Origin of the sequence: Streptomyces sp. HPF1205 (assembly GCF_020400825.1) — a bacterium.
Taxonomy (GTDB): domain Bacteria; phylum Actinomycetota; class Actinomycetes; order Streptomycetales; family Streptomycetaceae; genus Actinacidiphila.
Genome location: NZ_JAINVH010000008.1, coordinates 212,019 through 233,656, shown reverse-complemented (window position 1 = coordinate 233,656; position 21,638 = coordinate 212,019). Strand labels below are relative to the sequence as shown.

The window sequence follows — 21,638 nt, the reverse complement described above, 5'->3', positions numbered from 1 at the left end:
CAGGTCCGGCGGCGCCCCCGTCGCGTCGACCGGGGCCGGCGGCTCAGCCGGCCTGGAACATCTGCGCGGGCAGCGGCTTGAGCAGTTGGTACAGGTCGTCGGTGATCGGCCGGTCCCAGGTGGCGATGGTGACCTGGACACCGTCGCTGCGGTCGAACTGCGCGCAGGCGATCCGCGACTCGGAGATCTTGATCCGGCGGACGATCAGCAGGCTGTCGCCGTGCATCACCGGGGTGTCCTCGACCCCGGTGACCTCCGCGGGCTCGTCGTTGCCCAGCGCGGCCAGCAGTTGCGCCACCTCGAACGGGACCTGTCCCTCGTCCAGTTCCCTGGCGGGCGACCCGGCCGGCAGGTTCCCGATCAGCATCGCGGGTCCGCGCCCGCCGAACAGGTCGTACCGCAGGTAGATGCCCTGGCACGTCCCGTCGGGCCCGGGCAGCAGCCCGGCCCCCAGATCCCCGGGCCAGTCCCCCGGGTCCATGGCGAGGACGTCGAAGTCCGGACCGGTGGGAGTGGCCGCGTTGCGCCGGCGGAGGAAGGACATGCCGCCATCGTACGGGCCCGGTCCCGCGACGGGGAGCCGGGGACCGGCGGGCGGGGGGCGCGGACCCGGGCCGTGCCCGCGGCCCGGCGTTCGCGGGCCCGGTACGTCACGCCGTTCCGGTCGCGGCGGCCTTGGACGCGGAGTGCGGGTCGCCGGCGGCGGCAGAGGTGGCGGACGGGTCGCAGGCGGGCACGCCTTCGTCGGAAAGCCGCGACAGCTCGGTGCGGGCCTCGGCGGCCAGGCCGTCGGCGCCGGAGAGCAGGGCGCCCTCCAGGCCGCGCCGGAGCACGTCGGCGGCGGCTTCGGGGGCGCCGGACGCGCGCAGGGCGCGGCCGTGGGCCACCCGGGCCCTGGCCAGCTCGTGGCGGGCGGGTGAGGCCTCCAACCGGGTGACGGCCTCCGCCAGGAGCGTCAGGCCCTCGGGGCCGCCGACGACCTCCGCGGCGACCCGCAGGGCGTGGCCGATCGCCGAGGCGGCGCCGAACCGGCGGGCGCGCCTCACGGCGTCCAGGGCGGTCCGCCTCGCCCTCGCGCGGTCGCGCCGCGACTGCGCGAGGGCGAGGTGGAGCTGCCAGGGGCACCACGCGGGGTTGCGCATGCCGCGCGGGTCCAGCCGGGCGCCGACGGCGGCGAGTTCTGCGGCGGCCTCGTCGTACCGGCCCAGCGCCAGCAGCAGCTCGCCATGGACGGCCTGGGCGTCGGGGAAGGTGACGGCCGCGGGGAACGGCTCCCGGAAGTCGTACGCGTCGGCGAGGGCGGCGGCCTCCCCGGTGCGCCCGCGCGCCAGGAGGATCTGGACGAGGACGGCCACCGAGTACCACTGGACGGGCGTACCGCGGCCGACCCGGTCGGCCAGCCGCAGGCCCTGGCGGGCGAGGTCCTCGGCCTCGGCCAGCCGCCCGCCGCGGTAGCGGACGTAGCCGAGCAGCAGGTAGCCGAAGGACAGGTGGGCGCCGCGCCAGCCCTGCCGCTCGAAGTCGGCGATGCCGGTGGCGAAGAGCTCCTCGGCCCGCCCGGGCCGGTCCGCGTACATGTACGTCAGCGCGACGAGCACCGGCACCTCGAAGCCGCGCTCCTCGTCGGCCCAGGGCAGGCCCCCGGCCAGCGCGCGCCCGGCGTGCCGCAGCACGGTCGAGGTGTGCTCGCCGCGCAGCACCGCGTCCCAGGCGCGCAGCCCGATGATGTAGCGCTCGGTGAGGTCGCGCCCGGTGAGCCGGTCGGCCAGCCGGGTCAGCCGCCGGGATCTGCCGGGCGAGTCGGGCTCGTCGGCCCGGAAGGCGTCCCACATGAACTGCTCGGCCTGCATGCGCAGCCTGGTGCGGGCGCTGGTCGCGGTCCTGGCGGCCTGTCCGACGACCTCGGCGGCCTCGCTGAGCCGGTCGCTGTGCGCGAGCGACTGGGAGAGGCGGAACACGATGCCGTCGCGCAGCGCGGGGTCGGCGATCGGCTCCTCCAGGGCGGCGCGCAGATGGTTCACGGTGATCGCCGGTTCCAGCAGCTGCGAGGAGCAGCCCAGTTCGTACAGCACGGCCGCCCGCTGCCCGGGCGGCGGCGGTTCGCGCAGGGCCCGGGCGAGGTACGTGCGCGCCGCCTCGGGCGCTCCGGCGCGCAGCGTCTCCCGCGCGGCGGCCCGCAACTGCTGCACCACCCACGGATCGTCCTCCGGGTGCGTCTCCAGCAGGTGCCTGGCGGCGGCGGTCGGCCCCAGCCCGGCGTCGGTCACGGCCCACGCGGCCTGCCCGTGCAGCGCGACGCGTACGGCGTCCGGGATCGCCCGGTAGACGGCGGTGGCGATGAGCGGGTGGACGAACTCCAGGACGGCGGCGCCGGGCGCGGCCTGCGAGCCGCCGGGCCGGCCGGGGCCGGCGGGCGCGAGGACGCGTGCCTCCCGGAGGCGGTCGGCGCAGTCGGCGGCCTGTTCGGGGCCGAGTCCGGCCACGGCGGCGGCCAGGGAGAGCCGGCTCTCGGTGCCGAGGACGGCGGCGGCCCAGGCCAGGCGGGTCGTGGAGGGGCCGAGCCGCTCCAGGCGGGCGATGAGTCCGCGCCCCTTGACGGCCGCGGCCAGGTCGCGCAGCAGGGGCGCGCTGTGCTGGTCGGGGTTCAGTCCGCGGTCGCGCACCTTCGCGGTCAGCTCCACGGCCTCGAACGGATTGCCCCCGGTGACCGCCCAGCACTCCTGGCGGAACGCCTCGTCCGCCTCCGTGCCGAGGACGTCCCCCACGAGGCGGCCGACGGCGGTCGCGGTGAGCGGTTCGAGGCCGAGCGGGCGGTGCCCGGACCGGCCGGGCAGGCCGCGGAACGCCTCGGCGCCCGCGGGGAGTTCGTCGGGCCGGTAGGCGACCACGAGGAGCAGGGCGAGTTCGTCGGCGCGCGGCGCGAACGCGGCGAGCCAGTTGAGGGACTGCGGGTCGGCCCAGTGGGCGTCGTCCAGCACGAGGACGACGGGCGCGCTGTGGACGGCGACGCGGGTGAGCACCCAGTCGAGGCCGTCGCGCAGGCCCTGAGGGTCGGGCGGCGGGCCGTCGGCCGTGCAGAGCCCCAGCGCGGGGCCGACGATGCCGTACCAGCCGCCCAGTTCGGCGCGGACGTCGGCGTCGGACGCACCGGCCAGGCGGGGCTGGAGGAGCTGGCGGGCGACATGGAAGGCGACCTGCTGCTCCTGGTCGCCGCCGCGCGCCGCCAGAACGGTGCAGCCGCGGTCGGCGGCACGCCTGCGGACCTCCGCGAGCAGGGTGGTCTTGCCCAGTCCGGCGGATCCGGCGAACGCGAGCAGGCCGCCGCGTGCGCGGCCCGGACCCGCGGTCAAGCCGTCCAGCGCCGCGTCCACGGCGGCGAGTTCGCCGTCGCGCTCCAGCAGCGAGCGCGCGTCCTGCGGCGGCATCGGCCCCCCTGATCCACCCGGCGTACGCCCGGCGCACGCCCGGCCGTTCGGTCACCCGTCCGGTGGCCTCACAGCGTACGCCCTCGGCTCCGCTGTGTGAGGGGGAACGGCCGCGCCGATCGGTCACTGGCAGGAGACCGATCGGCCGACCCGCGCCGACCCTTCCACCGCGCCCGTCCCGGCCGCCACCCTCTCCTGCCATCGCCCTGCCCCAAAGCCCCCATGCGCCCCACGTGCGCCCCCCCGCGGCGCTCGCACCGCCTCGTACGCCCGGCCGGTCGCGCCCTCCCCCGCGGGGACGCGCACCCGTCACGCCCGTGTGCCGTGCCGCCCGGGGAGCCGGGACGGTCAGGCGGGGCGGTCAGGCGGGGCGGTGGCGGGCGTGATGGCGGGCCACTCGCGCGCGGTTGCCGCAGGAGGGCTTGCACCACTGCCGGCGCGGGTGCTCCTTGACGAAATAGCGCACGCAGCGAGGGGCCGGGCAGGCGCGCAGGAGTGGGGCGGTCGGGGCCGGCGAGGAAGGCGATGGCCGCGCGGGCGAGGGCCGCGGCCGGTCCGGACCGGCGGACGGGGCCGCGAGCGCCCGAGCCGTCAGGTGAGGTCGAACTCCCCGTCCCGGGCGCCGAGGACGAACGCCCGCCACTCGGCGGGGGTGAAGACGAGCGCCGGGCCCTCCGGATCACGCCCGTCGCGCATGGCGATGCAGCCCTCGACGAAGGCGATCTGCACATCCGACGAACCCTTGCTGCTGGACAGCCACTCGGCCCCGGTCAGGTCGATCTGCGGCTTCTTCCCGTCGCCCAACGGCTGTCCTGCGGTGCTCTCGGCCACGTCCGCGCTCCTCCCACGACTGATTCCGCATCAGCCTAACGACGACGCCGACGAGCGGGACAAGTTGCGCGAACCCGCCCGCGAGGCCGCGTCCTCGGGTAATGCGAATGCCCGGCCGTGCCGTCAAGTCCCGCTCCGCACGGGCGTCTTGGATCACCACGCGCGGACGCTGTCGGGCCGATAGGGTCCCGATCATGACCGCACATGATCACGACGGACGGTCCGGCGCCGCACGCGAGTCCCCGCTCGGCCCCGGCCTCGATCCCGCCCGCACCGCGCTCGTGCTCGTCGACCTGATGGACCGGATCGTCGCGCTGCCGCTCGCCCCGCACCCCGGCACCGACGTGGTCGCGGCCGCGCTCGGGCTGGCCGGCACGTTCCGGACGGCGGGCGCGCCCGTGGTGGCGGTACGCGTCCGCAGACCCGGCGTGCCGGAGCAGCCGCCCGGCAGCGACCTGGTGGCCGAAGTGGCGCGGGCCGCCGACGTGGTGGTGGTCAAGCACACCATCGGCGCCTTCCACGACACCGACCTGCATCAGCGGCTGGCCGAGCGCGGCGTGGACACCCTCGTCGTGGCCGGCATCGCGACCAACATGGGCGTGGAGTCGACCGCCCGCGCGGCCGCCGACCTCGGCTACCGCTTGGTGTTCGCGCACGACGCGATGTCCGCCCTGACCGCCGCCGAGCACGAGGCCGCGGTCGCCCTGGACTTCCCGCGGTTCGGCACGGTGGTCGCGGCGGCGGACGTACGGCTCGCCCGCTGAGCCACGGGACGCGGGAGGGCGGCGGGCACGGGCCCGCCGCCCTCCCGTTCGCGCCCCTTCTCCGTTCGCGCCGTGTACCTACTGGTATGTACGCTGGGGGCCATGGACACGGCGGAACGCTTGATCGAGAGCGCGCAGGAGCTCCTGTGGGAGCGCGGATACGTCGGCACCAGCCCCAAGGCGATCCAGGACCGGGCGGGCGCGGGCCAGGGCAGTATGTACCACCACTTCCGGGGGAAGCCCGACCTGGCGCTCACCGCGATGCGCCGCAGCGCCGCGCAGCTGCGAGCCGAGGCCGACGCCCAGATGGACGCCGCCGACGGGACGTCGTTCGACAGGGCGAAGGCGTACTTGCTGCGCGAGCGCGACGCCGTGCGCGGCTGCCGGGTGGGCCGGATGACGATGGACCCGGAGGTCGTGGCCGACGACGATCTGCGCGAGCCCGTGCGGGAGACCTTCGCCTGGCTGCGGGAGCGGCTCGCCGGGATCCTCGCGGAGGGCGTCGCCGCCGGCGAACTGCGCCCCGGTCTCGACCCGGTGGACACCGCGGCGACCCTCGCCGCCGTGGTCCAGGGCGGATACGTGCTGGCCCGCGCGGCCGGCTCGCAGGAACCTTTCGACCAGGCCGTACGCGGCGCCGTGGGCCTGCTGTCCGGCTGGGCGGCGCACCCCGGCGACTGAGCCGTCGGCTGAGCCCGGCGGCTGACCGCGGCGACCGGCCGCGGGTCAGGCGGGCGGCGCGCCGAGGAAGTCCCGGACGACGGCCAGGAACTCGGCCGGCCGTTCGTCGTGGATCATGTGGCCGGCCTCGATCGTGACGAGGCGGCCGTTCGGTATGCGGTCGGCGGTCCGGGCGAGCTGGTCCTGGCGCAGGTGGCTGCCGGGGCCGCCCGCGACGACCAGGGTGGGCGCCGTGATGTCGGCCAGGCCCTCCCAGTGCCGGGGCGCGGGGGCGTTGCGCTGGCGTGCGACGGCGGGCAGCAGGCGCCAGTCGAAGGGGTACGGGGTGTCAGGGGCGGCCGTGGGCACCGGGCGCGGCGGGTCCGCGGGGAAGGGCAGCGGCCCCTCCTCCAGCACCATGCGGCCCACGGCGGCCGGGCGGTCCATGGCGACCAGTGAGGCCACCACCGTGCCCATCGAGTGGGCCACGATCGTCACCCGGTCCAACCCGAGCGCGTCGAGCAGCCCCAGCACGTCGTCGCGCATCTCCTCGTAGGCGTACGTCCCGGGCCACGCGCTGTCCCCGTGCCCGCGCAGGTCGGGCGCGCGAGTCAGCCAGCCGTCCGCGGCCAGCCCTGCCGCGACCTTCCGCCAGGAGGCGCGGCTCTCCCCGAGGGCGTGCAGGAGAAGCAGCGGGGGCCCGCCGGCCGGCCCCCGCGTCCCGCACGCCAGCGACACGCCGTTCACCCGGTGGACGGTCACCTCTTCCATGCGCCGAGCGTAGTCGTCCCGCGGGGCGGGGCGGGGGCGTGCTCGCTCCCGGCGAACCCGGCTCAGAGCCCGCGGTACAACGCCTGCGCCTCGGCCGTCCGCCCGAGTTGCTCCAGGCACCGCGCCTGGTCGCCCCGGCTGCTGAGCGTGTCCGGGTGCGCCGGGCCGAGGACGCGCTCGCGGGCGTCGGCGACCTCCTCGTAGCGGGCGAGCGCGGCGTCCCAGCGGCCGAGCCAGCCGAGGGCCACGGCGACCTCGCGTTTGCTGACGAGGGTGTCGGGGTGTTCGGGGCCGAGGACGCGCTCGCGGAGCGCGGCCACCTCGTGGGCCTCGGCGAGCGCCCGGTCCCAGTGGCCCAGCCGGCCGAGGTTGACGCCCAGGGCGTGCCGGGCGCGCAGGGTCTCCGGGTCGGCGGACCCGGCGGTGCGGGTACGGGCGGCGGCGAGGTCCTCGAAGAGCGCGAGGGCCTCCGCCGTCCGGCCGAGCCGCCCGAGGCAGATCCCCGTCTCGTAGCGGGCGGCGAGGGTGTCGGGGTGGTCGGCGCCCAGAAGGCGGGCCCGCGCCGCCGCGACCTCCTGGTAGGTCCCGAGCGCGTCGGCCCAGTGCCCGGCCCGGCCCAGCGCGTGCGCCACCTCGAACCGGGTGACCAGCGTGTCGGGGTGGTCCGCGCCGAGCACCTGGGTGCGCGCCTCGGCGACGTCGAGGACCATCGCGTACGCCTCGTCCGTACGGCCCAGTTCCTTGAGGTTGAAGGCCAGGTTGTGCCTGCAGTGCAGGGTGTCGGGGTGGTGCGGGCCGACCGTGCGCTCCCTGGCGGCGAGCACCTCCCGGTAGACCTGGTGGGCCTCCAGGTGGCGGCCGAGCTGCTCCATGGCGTACGCGGCCTCGTGCCGGGCGGCGAGCGTGCCGGGGTCCTCCGGGCCGAGGACCCGGCCGCGTACGGCGGCGACGTACTCGTACAGCGGCAGCGCCTCCTCGGTCCTGCCGAGCCGGGTGAGGCAGTACGCGGCCTCGTACCTGCTGGTGAGCGTGTCGGGGTGCTCGGCGCCGAGGGCGCGGTCGCGGCCGGCGGCGACCGCGCTGTGCCGCTCGTACGCCTGCCGCCAGTCGCCGGTCCCGGCCAGTTCGGCGGCCTCGGCGTGGCGGGCGGCCAGCGCGGCCGGGTCCGGCGGTGCGGCGGAGGGGGCGCCGGAGCGGGTGGACCAGGCGCCGGTCAGCTCGTCGTGCGGGGGCGCGGTGACCTGGGCGCGGGTGGAGCGGGCGGCGGCGCCGGTGGTCAGGCCGCTGGCCCAGGCGGGCACGGGAGCGGGCGCCGGAGCCGGCGGCGGGACCCGGGCGGTGGCCACGGCTCCCGTGCCGGCCCGCATCATCTTCAGCCGGCCGCACACGTCGGCGGCGGTCTGCGGCCGGTCCTCGGGGTCCTTCGCGAGCAGGTCGAGGATCAGGCGTTCGAGGTCGGTGGGCAGTTCCGGGCGCTTCTCGCGCGGCGGTCGCGGCGGGGTGTCGCGGTGGCCGACCAGGATCGCCCAGGCGTCGCCGAGGTCGAACGGCGGCGCGCCGGTGGCGAGTTCGTACAGCACGCAGCCCAGCGAGTACAGGTCGCTGCGGTGGTCCACCTCGGAGTCGCCGATCTGCTCGGGCGACATGTAGTGCGGCGTGCCCATGGCCACGCCGGTGCCGGTCAGCCGGGAGGTGAAGCCGATGTCGTGGCCCAGCCGGGCGATGCCGAAGTCGCAGATCTTCACGGCGCCGTCGGTGAGCCGGATGATGTTGGCCGGTTTCAGGTCCCGGTGCACGATGCCCTGGTCGTGTGTGTACGCCAGGGCCGCGGCCACCTGCTCGGCGATGTCGCTGATGTCGGGGACGGGCAGGGGGTGGCGGCGGGCGTCGTCCAGCACCTGGAGCAGGTTGCGGCCGTCGAGCAGTTCCATGACCAGGAACAGCACGCCGTCGTCCTCGCCGAAGTCGTGGACGACGGTGATGCCGTGGTGCTGGAGAGAGGCGGCGACCCGCGCCTCGCGGCGGAAGCGCTCCTGCAGGACACGGGTGAACCCGGCGTCACCGCTGTGTCCGCCGGTGGGCTTGAGGCACTTGACCGCGACGCGGCGGCCCAGCGACTCGTCCAGCGCGCGCCACACCTCGCCCATGCCGCCCCGGCCGATCAGTTCCTGCAGCCGGTACCGGTTCTGGACGAGCGTGCCGCCGCTGCCGTCGCCCGCCGTACGCCCGGGTGTCCCGCCGCCCGGGCGCTGGTGCCCGCCGTGCTGTCCAGCCGCCATCGCGTGCCGCCGCCCCCGTACTCCTCGGTGCTTCCCCGCACACAGTATGGCCGTGACCAACCGCGCACGGCACAGCGCATCAGGGCATGTCCCCTCAAAGGTGTCGGCGTCGGGCCGAGCGCGGCGAGGCCGCCGGGGGCAGGCGGCGGGGCGATGGGTGCGTGCCGGGACCGAGCCGGCCGACGGCCTTGAGGATGTGGCCGGGCGGCAACTGCCAGCGCAGGGTGGACGGGATCGCGCGCAGCAGCCGCCCGACGGCGCGCAGCCTGCGGTCCGTGGCGGCGGCCGACGGCGGTACCCGGCCGTACAGTTCGTGGGCGTACGGCGGCAGCGCCGCGAAGGCGGTCTCCGCGACGGTCCGCCACAGCGCCAGCCGCGCCGGGAGCAGCGGCCACGGCACGGGCGGCGCCTTCAGGAAGCGGGCCACCTCCCGCGCCTCCGCGGTGGCGGCGAGCCGGGGGCGGACCTCCTCGAAGTAGCGGCTCAGCTCCGCGGTGTCGGCGGGGACCTGGGCGGGGTCGAGACCGACCAGCCGTGCCGCCTCGCGCTGCTCGTCCACGTAGGCGTCCGCGTGCGCGTCGGTGAGCGGATAGCCGGAGCGGCGTGCGACGTCGAGGTAGGAGTCGATCTCGGCGCAGTGCACCCACAGCAGCAGTTCGGGCTCGTCCGTCCCGTAGCGCTCGCCCGTCTCCGGGTCGGTCGCGGAGAGCCTGCGGTGTATGCCGCGCACGCGGGCGCCGGCCCGCTCGGCGGCCAGCGTGGTGCCGTAGGTGATCCCCCCGACGAAGGACGCGGTCCGCAGCAAACGTCCCCAGGCGTCCTGGCGGAAGTCGGAGTTCTGCACCACCGCGCGGACGGCTTTCGGGTGCAGGGCCTGCAGGTACAGCGCGCGTACCCCGCCGATCCACATGATCGGGTCGCCGTGCAGTTGCCAGGTCACCGAATCGGGTCCGAACAGGCCGGGGTCCGCGTCGCGCATGGCGCCTCCTTCTCCCGCCCACGGTAGCCGCTGCGGCCCGCCGTCCGGAGCGGGGCGGCGAAGCGGGTGACGCGCCGCGGCCGGCCGGTGGACGTCCCGCGGCGCCGCCGGCCGGGGGGCGTCCCGGCAGGGGCGGACGCCGGCGGACCGGCGGGGGGGCCGTCGGTCCGCGCACGGGCGTGACGCGGCGCGACGGGGGCGACACGCCGGGTGGCCCGGATCCGGCGCGGTCGTGGGCGATACTGCAGGTTCCGCTGGTGGGCGGCCGGTCCACCGGCCCGCGGACGGAGGCGAGGGCGCACACACGTATGGCCGACGGCCGGGAGCAGGAGCACCGCGACGGGGCGGCCCCGGACCGGCCCGTGTCGGGGCCGCCGCGGCGCGCCGCGCGGTCCGGCCCCGTCCGGGTGCCGCGGTGGCGGGCCGCCGCCCTCGTCATCCCGCGCCGGTCCGCCCGCGGCCCCGGTGTCGCGGCGCGGCCCACGGGCGGGCGCCGGATCGTGCGCGCGCTGGCGGTGGGGCTCGCCGCGCTCGTGCTCCTGACGGCGGGGGCCGGCGCGTACGTGTACCTGCGGCTGAACGGCAATCTCAGGCAGCTCCCGCTGTTCGGCGGTGTGTACGGGGACGCGGGCACCGAGCGGCCGGACGCCTTCGGCCGTACTCCGCTCAACGTCCTGGTCATCGGATCCGACACGCGCGCCGACCCGGCCGACTGCCGGCTCGGCGGGGACTGCGGACCCGGCCGGAACGCCGACGTCGAAATGCTGCTGCACCTGTCGGCCGACCGTTCGCACGCCACCGCGCTGAGCATCCCGCGCGACACCGTCACCGACCTGCCGGCCTGCCGCAGGCCGCGGGGCGGCGTCGCCCCGGCCAGGCGCGGCCCGGTCAACTCCTCGCTGCAGTACGGGCCCGGCTGCACGGTCGCCGCCGTCCACACCCTGACGGGGATCCCGATCGACCACTTCGTCCTCGTCGACTTCGCGGGAGTGGTGCGCATGTCGGACGCGGTGGGCGGGGTGCCGGTGTGCGTGGACCGCGACGTGTACGACCCGTACTCGCGGCTGAAGCTGGCCAGGGGCCGGCACGCGCTCGCGGGGCAGGCGGCGCTGGAGTTCCTCCGCTCGCGGCACGCCTTCGGCGACGGCAGCGACCTGGGGCGCGCCGACGCCCAGCACCTCTACCTGGTCTCGCTGCTGCGCCGGATGCGCGGCAGCGGTTCGCCGGCCGACCCGGCCGGGCTGCTGTCGCTGGCGGACGCGGCGACCAGGTCGCTGACCGTGGACCCGGGCCTGGCCGCGGTGTCCAGGCTGGCCGGGCTGGCCTCGGACGTGCGCAAGGTGCCGGCCGAACGGTTCTCGTTCACCACCATGCCGAGTGCCCCCGATCCGTCGGACCCCGCCCGCCTGGTGGTCGCCCCGGCGGCCCGGGGCCTGTTCGCCGCGCTGGCCGCCGACCGGGCGCCGCGGATCGCCGCAGGGGCCGGCTCCGGCGGCGGTCGGCGCGGGCCGGCCCCGCGACCGGCCGCGACCCCCACCACGACAGGGGCCGCGACCGGGGCCGCGACCGGGGCGGGCACCGCCCGAGCCTCGGACGAGGCGCTGGGGAGCACGGCGCCCGCCCCGGCCGCGCCCGGCATCACCGCGGCGTCGGGCACGGCGTGCGCCGAGGTCGCCACCGGGCGGACCGTGACCGTGGGCGGGCGGGCGATGACCCCGACGCAGGCGTTCGCCGCGACGCCCCGCGTCCCGGTCTCGGCGAAGTGAGGTCGCGCGGGGCGCGGGCTGCGGGAGCGGGAGCCACGGGGGGCGGGGCGAGCGATGGGGCACGGCGCAAGCGCGGGCGTGCGAAAAGGCCGCGTGCGGACGGCCGCGCTCCCCGGTCACCCGTCACCTGTCACCTGTCGGCGGACAGCAGACGGGAAGCACGCCCGGCCCCTGCCCCGGCCGAGGGGCCCGGTCGGGGCTCAGTGGGGGCTCGGTCGGGGCCCGGTCGAGGCTCAGTTGAGGTGGTTGCGCCAGTCCGCGGGCACTCGTCCCCCCGGTCCCGGCACCGGCTGGTCCGCGGGGTGGCTGTGCGGCGCGGCCAGCTCCGGACCGTCCTCGACGTAGGTGCTGGCCTCGTAGTCCCAGAACCAGTCCTCGCCGGGCTCGAAGCTCTGGATGACCGAGTGCCCGGTGGCCGCGGCGTGCCCCCTGGCGTGCTGGGCCGGCGAGGAGTCGCAGCAGCCGATGTGGCCGCAGGTCGCGCACCGGCGCAGGTGCAGCCACCAGCCGGCGGCGGTGTCGCATTCGGCACAGCCGGTGCCGCTGGGCACGGCGGTCGGGTCGATGCCCGGGCTCGTGGTCATCACTTCTCCTCGGTGGATGTCTCAGGTTGCGGGGTGGTCAGCGGAAGGCGGACCAGGAAGCGGGTGTCGCCCGGTTCGGACTCGGCCTGGAGGTCGCCGTGGTGCTTGTTGACCACGATCCGCCAGGAGATGTCCAGGCCGAGGCCGGTGCCCTGGCCGACCGGTTTGGTGGTGAAGAACGGTTCGAAGATCCGCTCGCGGATCTCGGGGGCGATGCCGGGGCCGGTGTCGCGGAACTCGACCAGGAGCTGGTCGTGGTCCAGGGCGGTGCGCACGGTGAGCGTGCCGCTGCCCTCCATGGCGGCCACGGCGTTGTCGATGAGGTTCGTCCAGACCTGGTTGAGCTCGCCCGGGTAGGCGGGGATCCTCGGCAGGCCGCGGTCGAACTCCTTGACGACCCGTACCCCCTCGCCGATCTTGCCGCTGAGCATGTGCAGGGTGCTCTCCAGCAGTTCGTGGACGTCGACCACCTGGTACGGCGCCCGGTCCAGCTGCGAGTACTGGCGGGCGGCGCCGACCAGCGCCTCGATCCTGGTGACGGAGTCCTCAATCTCGTCCATCAGCAGCTCGGTCTCGACCGTGTAGTTCAGCCACCGCACCGCGCTCTCCAGCGTGGCGGAACCGGCGGTGCCCTCCACCTGGTCCAGCCAGGCGGTGTCCAGCCCGGCCTGGACGAAGGTCGACGCGAGGTCCCAGCCGCCGCGTACGCCGTGCTCGTCGAGCCAGTCGGCGATCTCGTCCTCGCGGTCGGAGGCCTCCAGCGGGGTCAGCGGCTCGACCCGGCCGGCCTTCTCGACCGCCTTCTCCTGGAGTTTGAAGAGGGACTCGATGGTGGACCGGTCGTAGTCCTGGTCGGCCCCGGCGATGAAGCTCAGCTTGTGGCGCATGCCGGCGACGCGCTCACGCAGGGTGGAGGTGGCGCGCAGCGCGGCCGCCGCCGGGTTGTTCAGCTCGTGGGTGAGGCCGGCCGACAGCGAGCCCAGGGCGAGCAGCCGCTCGCGCTGGCCGATGGCCTGCTTGGTGGACTGGCCGCCGAAGAACAGCCCCTCCAGCAGGTGCACGGCCATCGGGAACCACTCGTGCATGAGCTTGGCGAAGTTGTCGGCGGACAGCACGTAGAAGCGGGACGGCTCGGTGACCCGGATCGAGTTGGTGTAGACCTGCGGGACGCGGTCGCCGAGGTACGCCTGGAACGCGCCCGCGTACACCCCGCGCTGCGAGGTCCTGCTGGTCTCGATGTCGTCGGCGCCCACCCGGCGGGAGACGACCACCGTGCCTTCCAGCAGGACGTAGAAGCAGGTGGCGGGTTCGCCCTCGCGGTAGAGGAAGCCGGGTTCCGCCGTCTCCACCCGGCCCTGGTCGCACAGCCAGTCCAGCTGCCGCTGGTCGAGCTTCTCGAAGAGGAACAGCGTGCGCAGTTCGTCGACGCTGCACACGTTCCGGCTGACGGTCATAGCCGCTCCAGGTAGCGGTGGACGAGCATGACGGCCATGGCGCCCTCGCCGACCGCTGACGCGACCCGCTTGGCGGACTCGGCCCGTGCGTCCCCGGCGACGAACACGCCGGGCACGCTGGTCTCCAGGTGGTACGGCGGCCGGTCCAGCGGCCAGCCCTCGGGGCGCTCGCCGGCGGCCGCGAGGTCGGGGCCGGCGACAACGAAGCCGCGCGGGTCGCGCAGCACGACTCCGTCGAGCCAGTCCGTCCTCGGCGCCGCGCCGATGAACACGAACAGGAACTGGGCGTCCACGTCCTGCGTCCGCCCCGTCCTGGAGTCGCGCAGGGTGATCCCCTCCAGGTGGTCGGTGCCGTGGACGCCGGCCACCTCGGTGCAGGTGCGCACCCGGATTCGCGGGGTGTTCTCGATCTGCTGGATCAGGTAGTGCGACATGGAGGCGGTCAGGGACTCGCCGCGCACCAGGAGGGTCACCGAGCGGGCGCCCCTGGCCAGGTACATCGCGGCCTGTCCGGCGGAGTTGGCGCCGCCGACTATGTAGACGTCCTGGTCCCGGCACGCCGGTGCCTCGGTGAGCGCGGAGCCGTAGTAGACGCCGCGGCCGGTGAGGACGTCCAGTCCGGGGGCGCCGAGCTGCCGGTAGGAGACGCCGGTGGCCAGAATGACGGTGTGCGCGGCCACGCTGGAGCCGTCGGCCAGCCGGACGGTCCTGGAGGAGCCGTTGATCTCCAGGCCGGTGACCTCGCAGGCGGTGAGGATCTCGGCGCCGAACCTGGCGGCCTGGCGGTGCGCCCGGTCGGTGAGCTGGCCGCCGGAGACGCCGTCGGGGAAGCCCAGGTAGTTCTCGATCCGGGAGCTCTGTCCCGCCTGGCCGCCGGTGGCGGTGGCTTCGACCAGTACGGTGCGCAGGCCCTCGGAGGCGCCGTAGACGGCCGCGCCCAGGCCCGCCGGGCCGCCGCCGATGACGATGAGGTCGTAGAAGCGGGAGCTGGGGCTGGTGGCGAGCCCGACGCTGCTGGCCAGGTCCTGGTCGGAGGGTTCCACCAGGGCCTTGCCGTCCGGGGTGATCACCACCGGCAGCCGTTCGCCGTCCTCCTCGGCGGCCGCGAGCAGAGCCTGCCCCTCGGGTTCGTCCCACGAGTACCAGCGGTAGGGCACCTGGTTGCGGGCGAGGAACTCGCGGACCCCCGAGGAGCGGGCCGACCAGCGGTGCCCCACGACCTTGGTCTCCTTCACCGGCCGGTGGTCCTCGCGGCGCCAGGCGGCCAGCAGGTCGTCGACCACCGGGTAGAGCTTCTCCTCCGGCGGGTCCCAGGGCTTGAGCAGGTAGTGGTCGAGGTCGACCACGTTGATGGCGTCGATGGCGGCGCCGGTGTCGGCGTACGCGGTCAGCAGCACGCGACGGGCGCCGGGGTAGACGTCCATGGCCTGTTCGAGGAATTCGATGCCGTTCATCTCCGGCATCCGGTAGTCGGCGAGGATCACCGCCACCGAGTCGCCGCGCAGCCTGAGGTCCCGCAGCGCCTCCAGCGCCGACCTCCCGGAGTCGGCGCGGACGATGCGGTGCGACTCGCCGTAGCGTCGCCGCAGGTCGCGGGCGACCGCCCGCGACACCGCTGGGTCGTCGTCGACGGTCACGATCACGGTTCGTGTCGCGCCGCCGGGTTGTGTCCCCGGCATGCTGCCCCCATCCGTACGGCCGGGCCCGGGCGGGCCCGGCGTCACCGGCGCCTCGCCGGCCGCGGCCGAGCGCGCCGGAGTGCCTCGCTGTCGTGCGCCGCCGCCGCTCCTCGCGGGTCTTCCTCGCCGCCGTCGGCACCGGTCCCGCGCTGATCGGACGATCAACGCCAGTCCCATCGTATGCACGGCGTCCACTCGGTGCAGTCCTGCTTTACGCGGGATTGTCCGGTTGCTCCCGCCGCTTCCTCCGTGGGCGGACAGCGGGCGGGGGCGACGACGAGGGAAACCGGACGGCACTCAGTTCCCTGGGCCGGCTCCGCTCAGGTGTCCCCGCCGTCGCGCAGGGCGGCCTCGACACGCTGGACGACCTGCCACATGGGGGTACCCGAGCGGGTGATCAGGACGACGGTGTCCTCGGGGCCGCGCCAGGTGCGGCGGACCAGGTCCAGGGCGGCCTCGACGCGCTCGGCGACGTCGCCCTGGCCGCCCGAGCGCAGCCAGGAGCGAAGGCCGTGGTTGTGGGCGGCCACCACCGCGGCGGCAACGAGGTGGGCGCGGACGCCGCCGTCGGGCAGGCCGGCGAAGCGGCGTTCGAGGAAGGAGGCCAGGGCGCGCTCGTAGCGCCACACGACGGAGATCTCGGCCGCCTTGAGCGCGGGCACCCGCCGGGTGAGGGCGTAGCGGCGGACCGAGAAGGCGGGGTTCTCGGCGTACATCCGCAGGACCACCCGGGCGGCGCCGCAGGCGGTGTCCACCGGGTCCTGCCCGGGGTGGTCGGCGTCCAGGTAGGCCACCATGTCGGCCAGGGCGCGCTCGTGGTCGGGGAAGACCACGTCCTCCTTGCTGGGGAAGTAGCGGAAGAAGGAACGCCGCCCGACACCGGCCAGCTTGACGATGTCGTCGACGGTGGTGTGCTCGTAGCCGCGCTCGGTGAACAGGTCGAAGGCGGCGGCCACCAGCAGGTCGCGCATCGGCGGCCGCTCGTCGCCGTGTCCGGCGGGCCGGGGCGCGGCACCCGGGTCCTTGGTCTGGCTCATCGCCCCATTACACCGCAGCCCGGGATCACGTGGCACCCGGTGTGCATAATGAGGGTACTGGGTACCCTCATAAGGAGTCGGGCATGTCAACGTCGTCGGAGTTCGACTTTTTCCGGACGTCCGAGGAGCACGAGATGCTCCGGGACGCGGTGCGCTCGCTGGCGGAGGCCAAGATCGCCCCGTTCGCGGCGGAGGTGGACGAGCTGGGCCGCTTCCCCGAGGAGGCCCGCGAGGCACTGGAGGCCAACGACCTGCACGCGGTGCACGTCCCCGAGGCGTACGACGGCGCGGGCGCGGACGCGCTGTCCACGGTGATCGTCATCGAGGAGGTCGCCCGGGTGTGCGCCTCCTCCTCCCTCATCCCCGCGGTCAACAAGCTCGGTTCGCTGCCGGTGCAGCTCTCCGGCTCCGAGGAGCTCAAGAGCAGGTACCTGGGCGCCCTGGCCCGCAAGAAGGGCATGTTCTCCTACTGCCTGTCCGAGCCCGAGGCGGGCTCCGACGCGGCGGGCATGACCACCCGCGCGGTCCGCGACGGCGACACTTACGTGCTCAACGGCGTCAAGCGGTGGATCACCAACGCGGGGGTGTCGCAGTTCTACACGGTCATGGCGGTGACCGACCCCGGCAAGCGCTCGAAGGGCATCTCGGCGTTCGTGGTGGAGAAGGACGACGAGGGCGTGTCCTTCGGCGCGCCGGAGAAGAAGCTGGGCATCAAGGGCTCGCCGACCCGCGAGGTGTACTTCGACAACGTCCGCATCCCCGCGGACCGGATGATCGGCGAGGAGGGCACGGGCTTCGCGACCGCCATGCGCACCCTCGACCACACCCGGGTGACGATCGCGGCCCAGGCGCTGGGCATCGCGCAGGGCGCCCTGGACTACGCCAAGGGGTACGTCCAGGAGCGCCGGCAGTTCGGGAAGGCCATCGCCGAGTTCCAGGGCATCCAGTTCATGCTCGCGGACATGGCGATGAAGCTGGAGGCGGCCCGGCAGCTGACGTACGCGGCGGCCGCCCGGTCCGAGCGCTCCGACGGCGACCTGACCTTCTTCGGCGCGGCGGCCAAGTGTTTCGCCTCCGACGTGGCGATGGAGATCACGACGGACGCGGTGCAGCTCCTCGGCGGCTACGGCTACACCCGGGACTACCCGCTGGAGCGGATGATGCGCGACGCGAAGATCACCCAGATCTACGAGGGGACCAACCAGGTCCAGCGCATAGTGATGGCCCGCAACCTGCCGTAGCCCCACTCCTGCCGTGGGGGGCGCGCGGGACGCGCGCGGCAGCGGGGACTCCCCCGGCGGGCCGCGACGACGCCGCGTGCCCGCCCGTTCGCGCCCGGCGCGGTCGCGGCGGACCGCGCCCGCCGCGGCCCGCCGCGCTCCCGCCGAGGGCCGCCGTCCTGGAGAAGAACCCGGCCCGACGGCATACCGTGGGTCCTAGCGGATGGGCCCCCGCCGGCGCCGGGCCGGTGCCGGGCTCCGCGGATCCGCCGTGACCTGGAAGGACCACCACCCGAGCCGGGCTGCCGGTAGCACCAGGAGGTAGCGATGAGGATGCTGATCAACGTCCCCGAGACCGTGGTCGCGGACGCCCTGCGCGGGATCGCGGTGGCGCACCCCGAGCTGACCGTCGACGTCGAGCACCGGGTGATCATGCGCAAGGGTGCGCCGTACGAGGGCAAGGTGGGCCTGGTCTCCGGCGGCGGCTCCGGCCACGAGCCGCTGCACGGCGGTTTCGTGGGCCTGGGAATGCTGACCGCGGCCTGTCCCGGCGAGGTCTTCACCTCCCCCGTACCGGACCAGATGGTACGGGCGGCGGCCGCGGTGGACAGCGGGGCCGGCGTGCTGTTCGTCGTCAAGAACTACACCGGGGACGTGCTCAACTTCGACATGGCCGCCGAGCTCGCCGAGGACGAGGGCGTACAGGTGGCGAAGGTGCTGGTCAACGACGACGTGGCGGTCACCGACAGCCTCTACACGGCGGGGCGGCGCGGCACAGGGGCGACGCTGTTCGTGGAGAAGATCGCGGGGGCCGCGGCGGAGGAGGGCGCGCCGCTGGACCGGGTGGCCGCGATCGCGCACCGGGTCAACGAGATGTCGCGCAGCTTCGGCGTGGCGCTGAGCGCGGTCACCACACCCGCCAAGGGCGGCCCCACCTTCGACCTGCCGGACGGCGAGCTGGAGCTGGGTATCGGCATCCACGGGGAGCCCGGCCGGGAGCGGCGGGCGATGATGACCTCGGGCGAGATCGCCGACTTCGCGGTGGACGCGGTGGTGGAGGACCTGCGGCCGGACGCCCCGGTGCTGCTGCTGGTCAACGGAATGGGCGCGACTCCCCTGCTGGAGCTGTACGGTTTCGCGGCGGAGGTGCACCGGGTACTGGACGAACGCCGGGTCCCGGTGGCCCGTACGCTCGTCGGCAACTACGTGACCTCACTGGACATGGCGGGCGCCTCGGTGACGATCTGCCAGGTCGACGAGGAGCTGCTGCGACTGTGGGACGCGCCGGTCTCCACCCCGGCGCTGCGCTGGGGCTGCTGAGCCGACCGTCCGAACCTGCTGCTGAAAGGGCACGGTATGAACGCCCCGACCGGTTCCGCCGTCGACGCGGCCTTCGTGCGCCGCTGGCTCGACATCGCGACCGAGGCCGTCGAACGCGAGGCCGACCATCTCACCCAGCTCGACTCCCCCATCGGCGACGCCGACCACGGCGGCAACATGCGGCGCGGCTTCCGGGCCGCCCGCACCTCCATCGCACAGGAACCGCCGGACACCCCCGGCGGAGCGCTGGTCGCGGTGGGACGGCAGCTCATCAGTACGGTCGGCGGGGCGTCCGGCCCGCTGTACGGGACGCTGCTGCGGCGCGCGGGCAAGGCGCTCGGCGAGGAGGCGTCGGTGACGGCGGCGCAACTGCGCGACGCGCTGCGGGCCGGGATCGACGGGGTGGCGCAGCTCGGCGGCGCCGTGCCCGGTGACAAGACGATGCTGGACGCGCTGCTGCCCGCGCTGGAAGCGTTCGGCGGCGCGCTGGACGCGGGCGGGGCGCTGGCCGACGCCCTGGACGCGGCGGCGCAGGCCTCGGACGAGGGCGCGAAGGCCACGATTCCGATGCGCGCCCGCAAGGGCCGGGCCAGTTATCTCGGCGAGCGCAGCATCGGCCACCAGGACCCGGGGGCCACGTCGTCGGCGCTCCTGATAGCGGCGCTGGCGCAGACCGCTCGGGAGGGCCGGCCATGACCTATCCACCGGATCCGGCCGCCCCCGTACCCCCGGACGCGGCCACGACGGCGCGCCGTCTGGTCGGTGTCGTCCTGGTCTCGCACAGCGCCTCGGTCGCCGCGACCGTCGCGGAACTGGCGGTCGGCCTCACCGGCGGGGCCGCGGACGTGCCCGTGGCGCCCGCGGGCGGCGGTCCCGACGGCGGGCTGGGTACCAGCTCGGACCTGATCGCGGAGGCCGCTCGTTCGGTCGACCGCGGCGCGGGTGTCGCCTTCCTCGCCGACCTCGGCAGCGCCGTGCTGACCGTGAAGGCACTGCTGGCGGACGGCGAGCTGCCGCCGGACTCCCGCCTGGTGGACGCGCCCTTCCTCGAAGGGGCGGTGGCCGCCGTCGTCTCGGCGTCGGCGGGGGCGGACCTCGCCACGGTCGCCGCGTCGGCGGAGGAGGCGTACACCTACCGCAAGACGTGAGGACGCCGCCTTCCCGCCCGCGACCGCACCCGGCACAAAGGGGTGCGGTCGCGGGCGGGACGGGCTTGAGCGGCCCTCGGGACGTCAGCGGCCGTAGGACATCAGCGCGCGGACCATCCGGCAGGTGATGTCGGACGGGGGGTGTACGCCGATGCGCTCGGCGGTGTCGCGTATCAGCCGGTTGCCCGCCTGGGCCGGCTCGTAGACGCCCGAGTCGAGCAGGGCGATCACCAGCCGCATGGTCTTCAGCCGGCGGTTGTGGGCGATGTACCACTCGCGCGGCCGTCCGGCCGGCAGCGGCTTCTTCGGGAACGCGGTCAGGTGGGACGACGGGGTGGGGTGGGGCATCGGCAGGGGCAGTACGGCAGCGGCCATCGGCATCCTCCAGAGCGTCGGCCTACCCTTTCGAACACTCTCGATTTTACCGCCAAGCACTGACAAAGGCCGCTGGCCGGACGCCGTTTGACGCGTCGTCCACGCCGGTTGACGAGCCGTCGGCGGGCGGCCGGGCGCCGCGCACCCGGCCGGGGTTCAGGACACTCCGAACGGCCGCCCGCCCAGCAGTACGTACGCGTGGTGCGCGGCGGCGAAGTAACGCGGGTCGGGGTTCACGGCGTACTCGCGCCGCGCCGCCTCCGAGATCTTGATGGCGTGCTCGTCGCGCATCTCCACCGCCCGCTCGATGATCTGCCGCTGCACATCGGGGTCGTCGCCGTCGACGGCCGGCTCGGCCGGCCGGCGGCCCCGGCCGGTGAAGATGTTCAGCAGCGTTCCGCTGACGTCGCGCACCGCCTCGTAGGAGGGGCGGGCGAACTCGGCGGGCAGGTGCGGCAGCACCATCCGCAAGGCGGCGGGCGCCGTGACCGTGTGGACGGCCGGCACGGGGTTGCCGCCGGGCTGCATCGTCACGTAGTGGCCCGCGCCGATGGCGGTGAGCTCGGCGAGCGCGGCGTCCACGGAGGTGCCGAGCTTGGCGTCGGCGGCGGCGAACAGCTTGGACGCGGGCCGGCGGCCCAGCGTCTTGACGGTGCCCACCACCTTGGCGCCGCGCGCCATGGCGCTGCTCGGCGGCTGGTACATCCCCGCCCAGAAGGCCAGTCCGTTGGCGAGCTCGTGCAACTGGAGCTCGCTGGGGGTGTCGACGGTGGCGATGCCGCGCACCGCGTGTGCGGTGCGGATGAGGCCGTGGGTGAGTCCGGCGAGCATGCCCGGGGTGAGCCGTGGCCACCACCTGACCAGCGTCTCGTGCCAGCCGAGCTCGTCGATCTGGCGGCGGAAGAGCACGGCCCAGTCGGTCAGCCGCCGCGTCTCGCCGAGGGCCGGACGCCACGAGGCGGCGTCGTCGGGGTCGAGGGGGGCGAGGCGGTCCGGCGGCTCGCCGAGGCCCCGCAGGCCGGCGTACCAGTCGACCCATGCGGGCACCCGGTCGCCGTGGCCGAGGGTGGCCAGTGCCTCGGCGCCCATCGGGGCGTGGATGGCGAATCCGCGGAGCTGGTTTCCGTGGCCGAAGAAGAATCCGGCGTGTTCGAGGCGCTCCAGGGCCTCGTTGACAGCGTCGTCGTACTGCGCTTCCGGCATGGCGGTCGGACGTCCCCTCAAAGGCGTGCGGACGGCACCACGGTAAGCGCGGCGGCGGGCCCCCGCACCCCGTGGTGACGGAGTGCCGGGGCCCTGCCGGGTGGCGCCCGGCCGCGGTCGGATCGTGCGTGTCGACGGCCGGC

At 75.2% G+C, this 21,638-nt stretch carries 19 protein-coding genes and 1 pseudogene; 7 read left to right on the top strand and 13 right to left on the bottom strand.

Going from position 1 to position 21,638, the window contains the following annotated elements:
* Positions 1-43 precede the first annotated feature (43 nt).
* The 4 genes and pseudogenes from K7G61_RS12210 to K7G61_RS12195 form a co-directional block, all read right to left on the bottom strand.
* Positions 44-544, bottom strand: a complete 501-nt coding sequence (locus K7G61_RS12210) for a hypothetical protein (protein WP_225846771.1) — start codon at positions 542-544, stop codon at positions 44-46.
* A gap of 106 nt (positions 545-650) precedes the next feature.
* Positions 651-3,425 (bottom strand): AAA family ATPase, encoded by a 2,775-nt coding sequence (locus K7G61_RS12205; protein WP_225846770.1) that lies wholly within the window; start codon positions 3,423-3,425, stop codon positions 651-653.
* Between the two features lie 361 nt (positions 3,426-3,786).
* Positions 3,787-3,976, bottom strand: a pseudogene (locus K7G61_RS12200) (CGNR zinc finger domain-containing protein); the annotation flags it as partial.
* 40 nt (positions 3,977-4,016) lie between these two features.
* Positions 4,017-4,256 carry a DUF397 domain-containing protein gene (locus K7G61_RS12195; protein ID WP_225846769.1) on the bottom strand — a complete coding sequence of 80 codons (240 nt, stop codon included), beginning with the start codon at positions 4,254-4,256 and terminating at the stop codon, positions 4,017-4,019.
* Positions 4,257-4,450: 194 nt separating this feature from the next.
* Here K7G61_RS12195 and K7G61_RS12190 point away from each other — a divergent pair, with 194 nt between their 5' ends.
* A complete protein-coding gene (locus K7G61_RS12190; protein WP_225846768.1) occupies positions 4,451-5,020 on the top strand; it encodes an isochorismatase family protein in 570 nt (189 codons plus the stop codon).
* Between the two features lie 102 nt (positions 5,021-5,122).
* A complete protein-coding gene (locus K7G61_RS12185; RefSeq protein ID WP_225846767.1) occupies positions 5,123-5,701 on the top strand; it encodes a TetR/AcrR family transcriptional regulator in 579 nt (192 codons plus the stop codon).
* 45 nt (positions 5,702-5,746) lie between these two features.
* Here the strand turns inward: K7G61_RS12185 and K7G61_RS12180 are convergent, their stop codons facing one another.
* The 3 genes from K7G61_RS12180 to K7G61_RS12170 all read right to left on the bottom strand — a co-directional run bounded on the left by K7G61_RS12180 (position 5,747) and on the right by K7G61_RS12170 (position 9,709).
* Positions 5,747-6,451, bottom strand: a complete 705-nt coding sequence (locus tag K7G61_RS12180) for an alpha/beta fold hydrolase (RefSeq protein ID WP_225846766.1) — start codon at positions 6,449-6,451, stop codon at positions 5,747-5,749.
* Between the two features lie 62 nt (positions 6,452-6,513).
* Positions 6,514-8,730: a serine/threonine-protein kinase gene (locus K7G61_RS12175; RefSeq protein ID WP_225846765.1), complete on the bottom strand. Its 2,217-nt coding sequence runs from the start codon at positions 8,728-8,730 to the stop codon at positions 6,514-6,516.
* 94 nt (positions 8,731-8,824) lie between these two features.
* Complete coding sequence (locus tag K7G61_RS12170) at positions 8,825-9,709, bottom strand: oxygenase MpaB family protein (RefSeq protein ID WP_225846764.1); 885 nt, start codon at positions 9,707-9,709, stop codon at positions 8,825-8,827.
* 308 nt (positions 9,710-10,017) lie between these two features.
* Between K7G61_RS12170 and K7G61_RS12165 the strand changes: the two genes are divergently transcribed.
* Positions 10,018-11,475: an LCP family protein gene (locus K7G61_RS12165; protein ID WP_225846763.1), complete on the top strand. Its 1,458-nt coding sequence runs from the start codon at positions 10,018-10,020 to the stop codon at positions 11,473-11,475.
* Positions 11,476-11,708: 233 nt separating this feature from the next.
* Here K7G61_RS12165 and K7G61_RS12160 read toward each other — a convergent pair whose 3' ends face one another.
* The 4 genes from K7G61_RS12160 to K7G61_RS12145 form a co-directional block, all read right to left on the bottom strand.
* Positions 11,709-12,059, bottom strand: a complete 351-nt coding sequence (locus K7G61_RS12160; RefSeq protein WP_225846762.1) for a UBP-type zinc finger domain-containing protein — start codon at positions 12,057-12,059, stop codon at positions 11,709-11,711.
* Positions 12,059-13,513, bottom strand: coding sequence for an ATP-binding protein (locus tag K7G61_RS12155; protein ID WP_225846761.1), 1,455 nt, complete (start codon positions 13,511-13,513; stop codon positions 12,059-12,061). Before K7G61_RS12155 ends, K7G61_RS12160 begins: the two co-directional genes overlap by 1 nt.
* Complete coding sequence (locus K7G61_RS12150) at positions 13,510-15,192, bottom strand: FAD-dependent oxidoreductase (protein WP_225846760.1); 1,683 nt, start codon at positions 15,190-15,192, stop codon at positions 13,510-13,512. Before K7G61_RS12150 ends, K7G61_RS12155 begins: the two co-directional genes overlap by 4 nt.
* Positions 15,193-15,512: 320 nt before the next feature.
* A complete protein-coding gene (locus tag K7G61_RS12145; RefSeq protein ID WP_225846759.1) occupies positions 15,513-16,229 on the bottom strand; it encodes a TetR family transcriptional regulator in 717 nt (238 codons plus the stop codon).
* Between the two features lie 83 nt (positions 16,230-16,312).
* On the opposite strand from K7G61_RS12145, the gene K7G61_RS12140 reads away from it, so the two are divergent.
* From K7G61_RS12140 to K7G61_RS12125, 4 genes are all read left to right on the top strand, one after another.
* Complete coding sequence (locus K7G61_RS12140) at positions 16,313-17,470, top strand: acyl-CoA dehydrogenase family protein (protein ID WP_225846758.1); 1,158 nt, start codon at positions 16,313-16,315, stop codon at positions 17,468-17,470.
* A 306-nt stretch (positions 17,471-17,776) separates the two neighbouring features.
* Positions 17,777-18,769 (top strand): dihydroxyacetone kinase subunit DhaK, encoded by a 993-nt coding sequence (gene dhaK, locus K7G61_RS12135; RefSeq protein ID WP_225846757.1) that lies wholly within the window; start codon positions 17,777-17,779, stop codon positions 18,767-18,769.
* Between the two features lie 36 nt (positions 18,770-18,805).
* On the top strand, positions 18,806-19,465 hold the full coding sequence (gene dhaL / locus K7G61_RS12130; protein WP_225846756.1) for a dihydroxyacetone kinase subunit DhaL: 660 nt from the start codon (positions 18,806-18,808) through the stop codon (positions 19,463-19,465).
* The gene (locus K7G61_RS12125; RefSeq protein WP_225846755.1) at positions 19,462-19,917 is read left to right on the top strand and encodes a PTS-dependent dihydroxyacetone kinase phosphotransferase subunit DhaM; all 456 of its coding nucleotides are present in this window, start codon (positions 19,462-19,464) and stop codon (positions 19,915-19,917) included. Before dhaL ends, K7G61_RS12125 begins: the two co-directional genes overlap by 4 nt.
* An 84-nt stretch (positions 19,918-20,001) precedes the next feature.
* Here the strand turns inward: K7G61_RS12125 and K7G61_RS12120 are convergent, their stop codons facing one another.
* Together K7G61_RS12120 and K7G61_RS12115 are read right to left on the bottom strand one after the other, a co-directional pair.
* Positions 20,002-20,298, bottom strand: a complete 297-nt coding sequence (locus K7G61_RS12120) for a hypothetical protein (RefSeq protein WP_225846754.1) — start codon at positions 20,296-20,298, stop codon at positions 20,002-20,004.
* A gap of 150 nt (positions 20,299-20,448) precedes the next feature.
* On the bottom strand, positions 20,449-21,495 hold the full coding sequence (locus K7G61_RS12115) for a hypothetical protein (protein ID WP_225846753.1): 1,047 nt from the start codon (positions 21,493-21,495) through the stop codon (positions 20,449-20,451).
* Between the last annotated feature and the right edge of the window lie 143 nt (positions 21,496-21,638).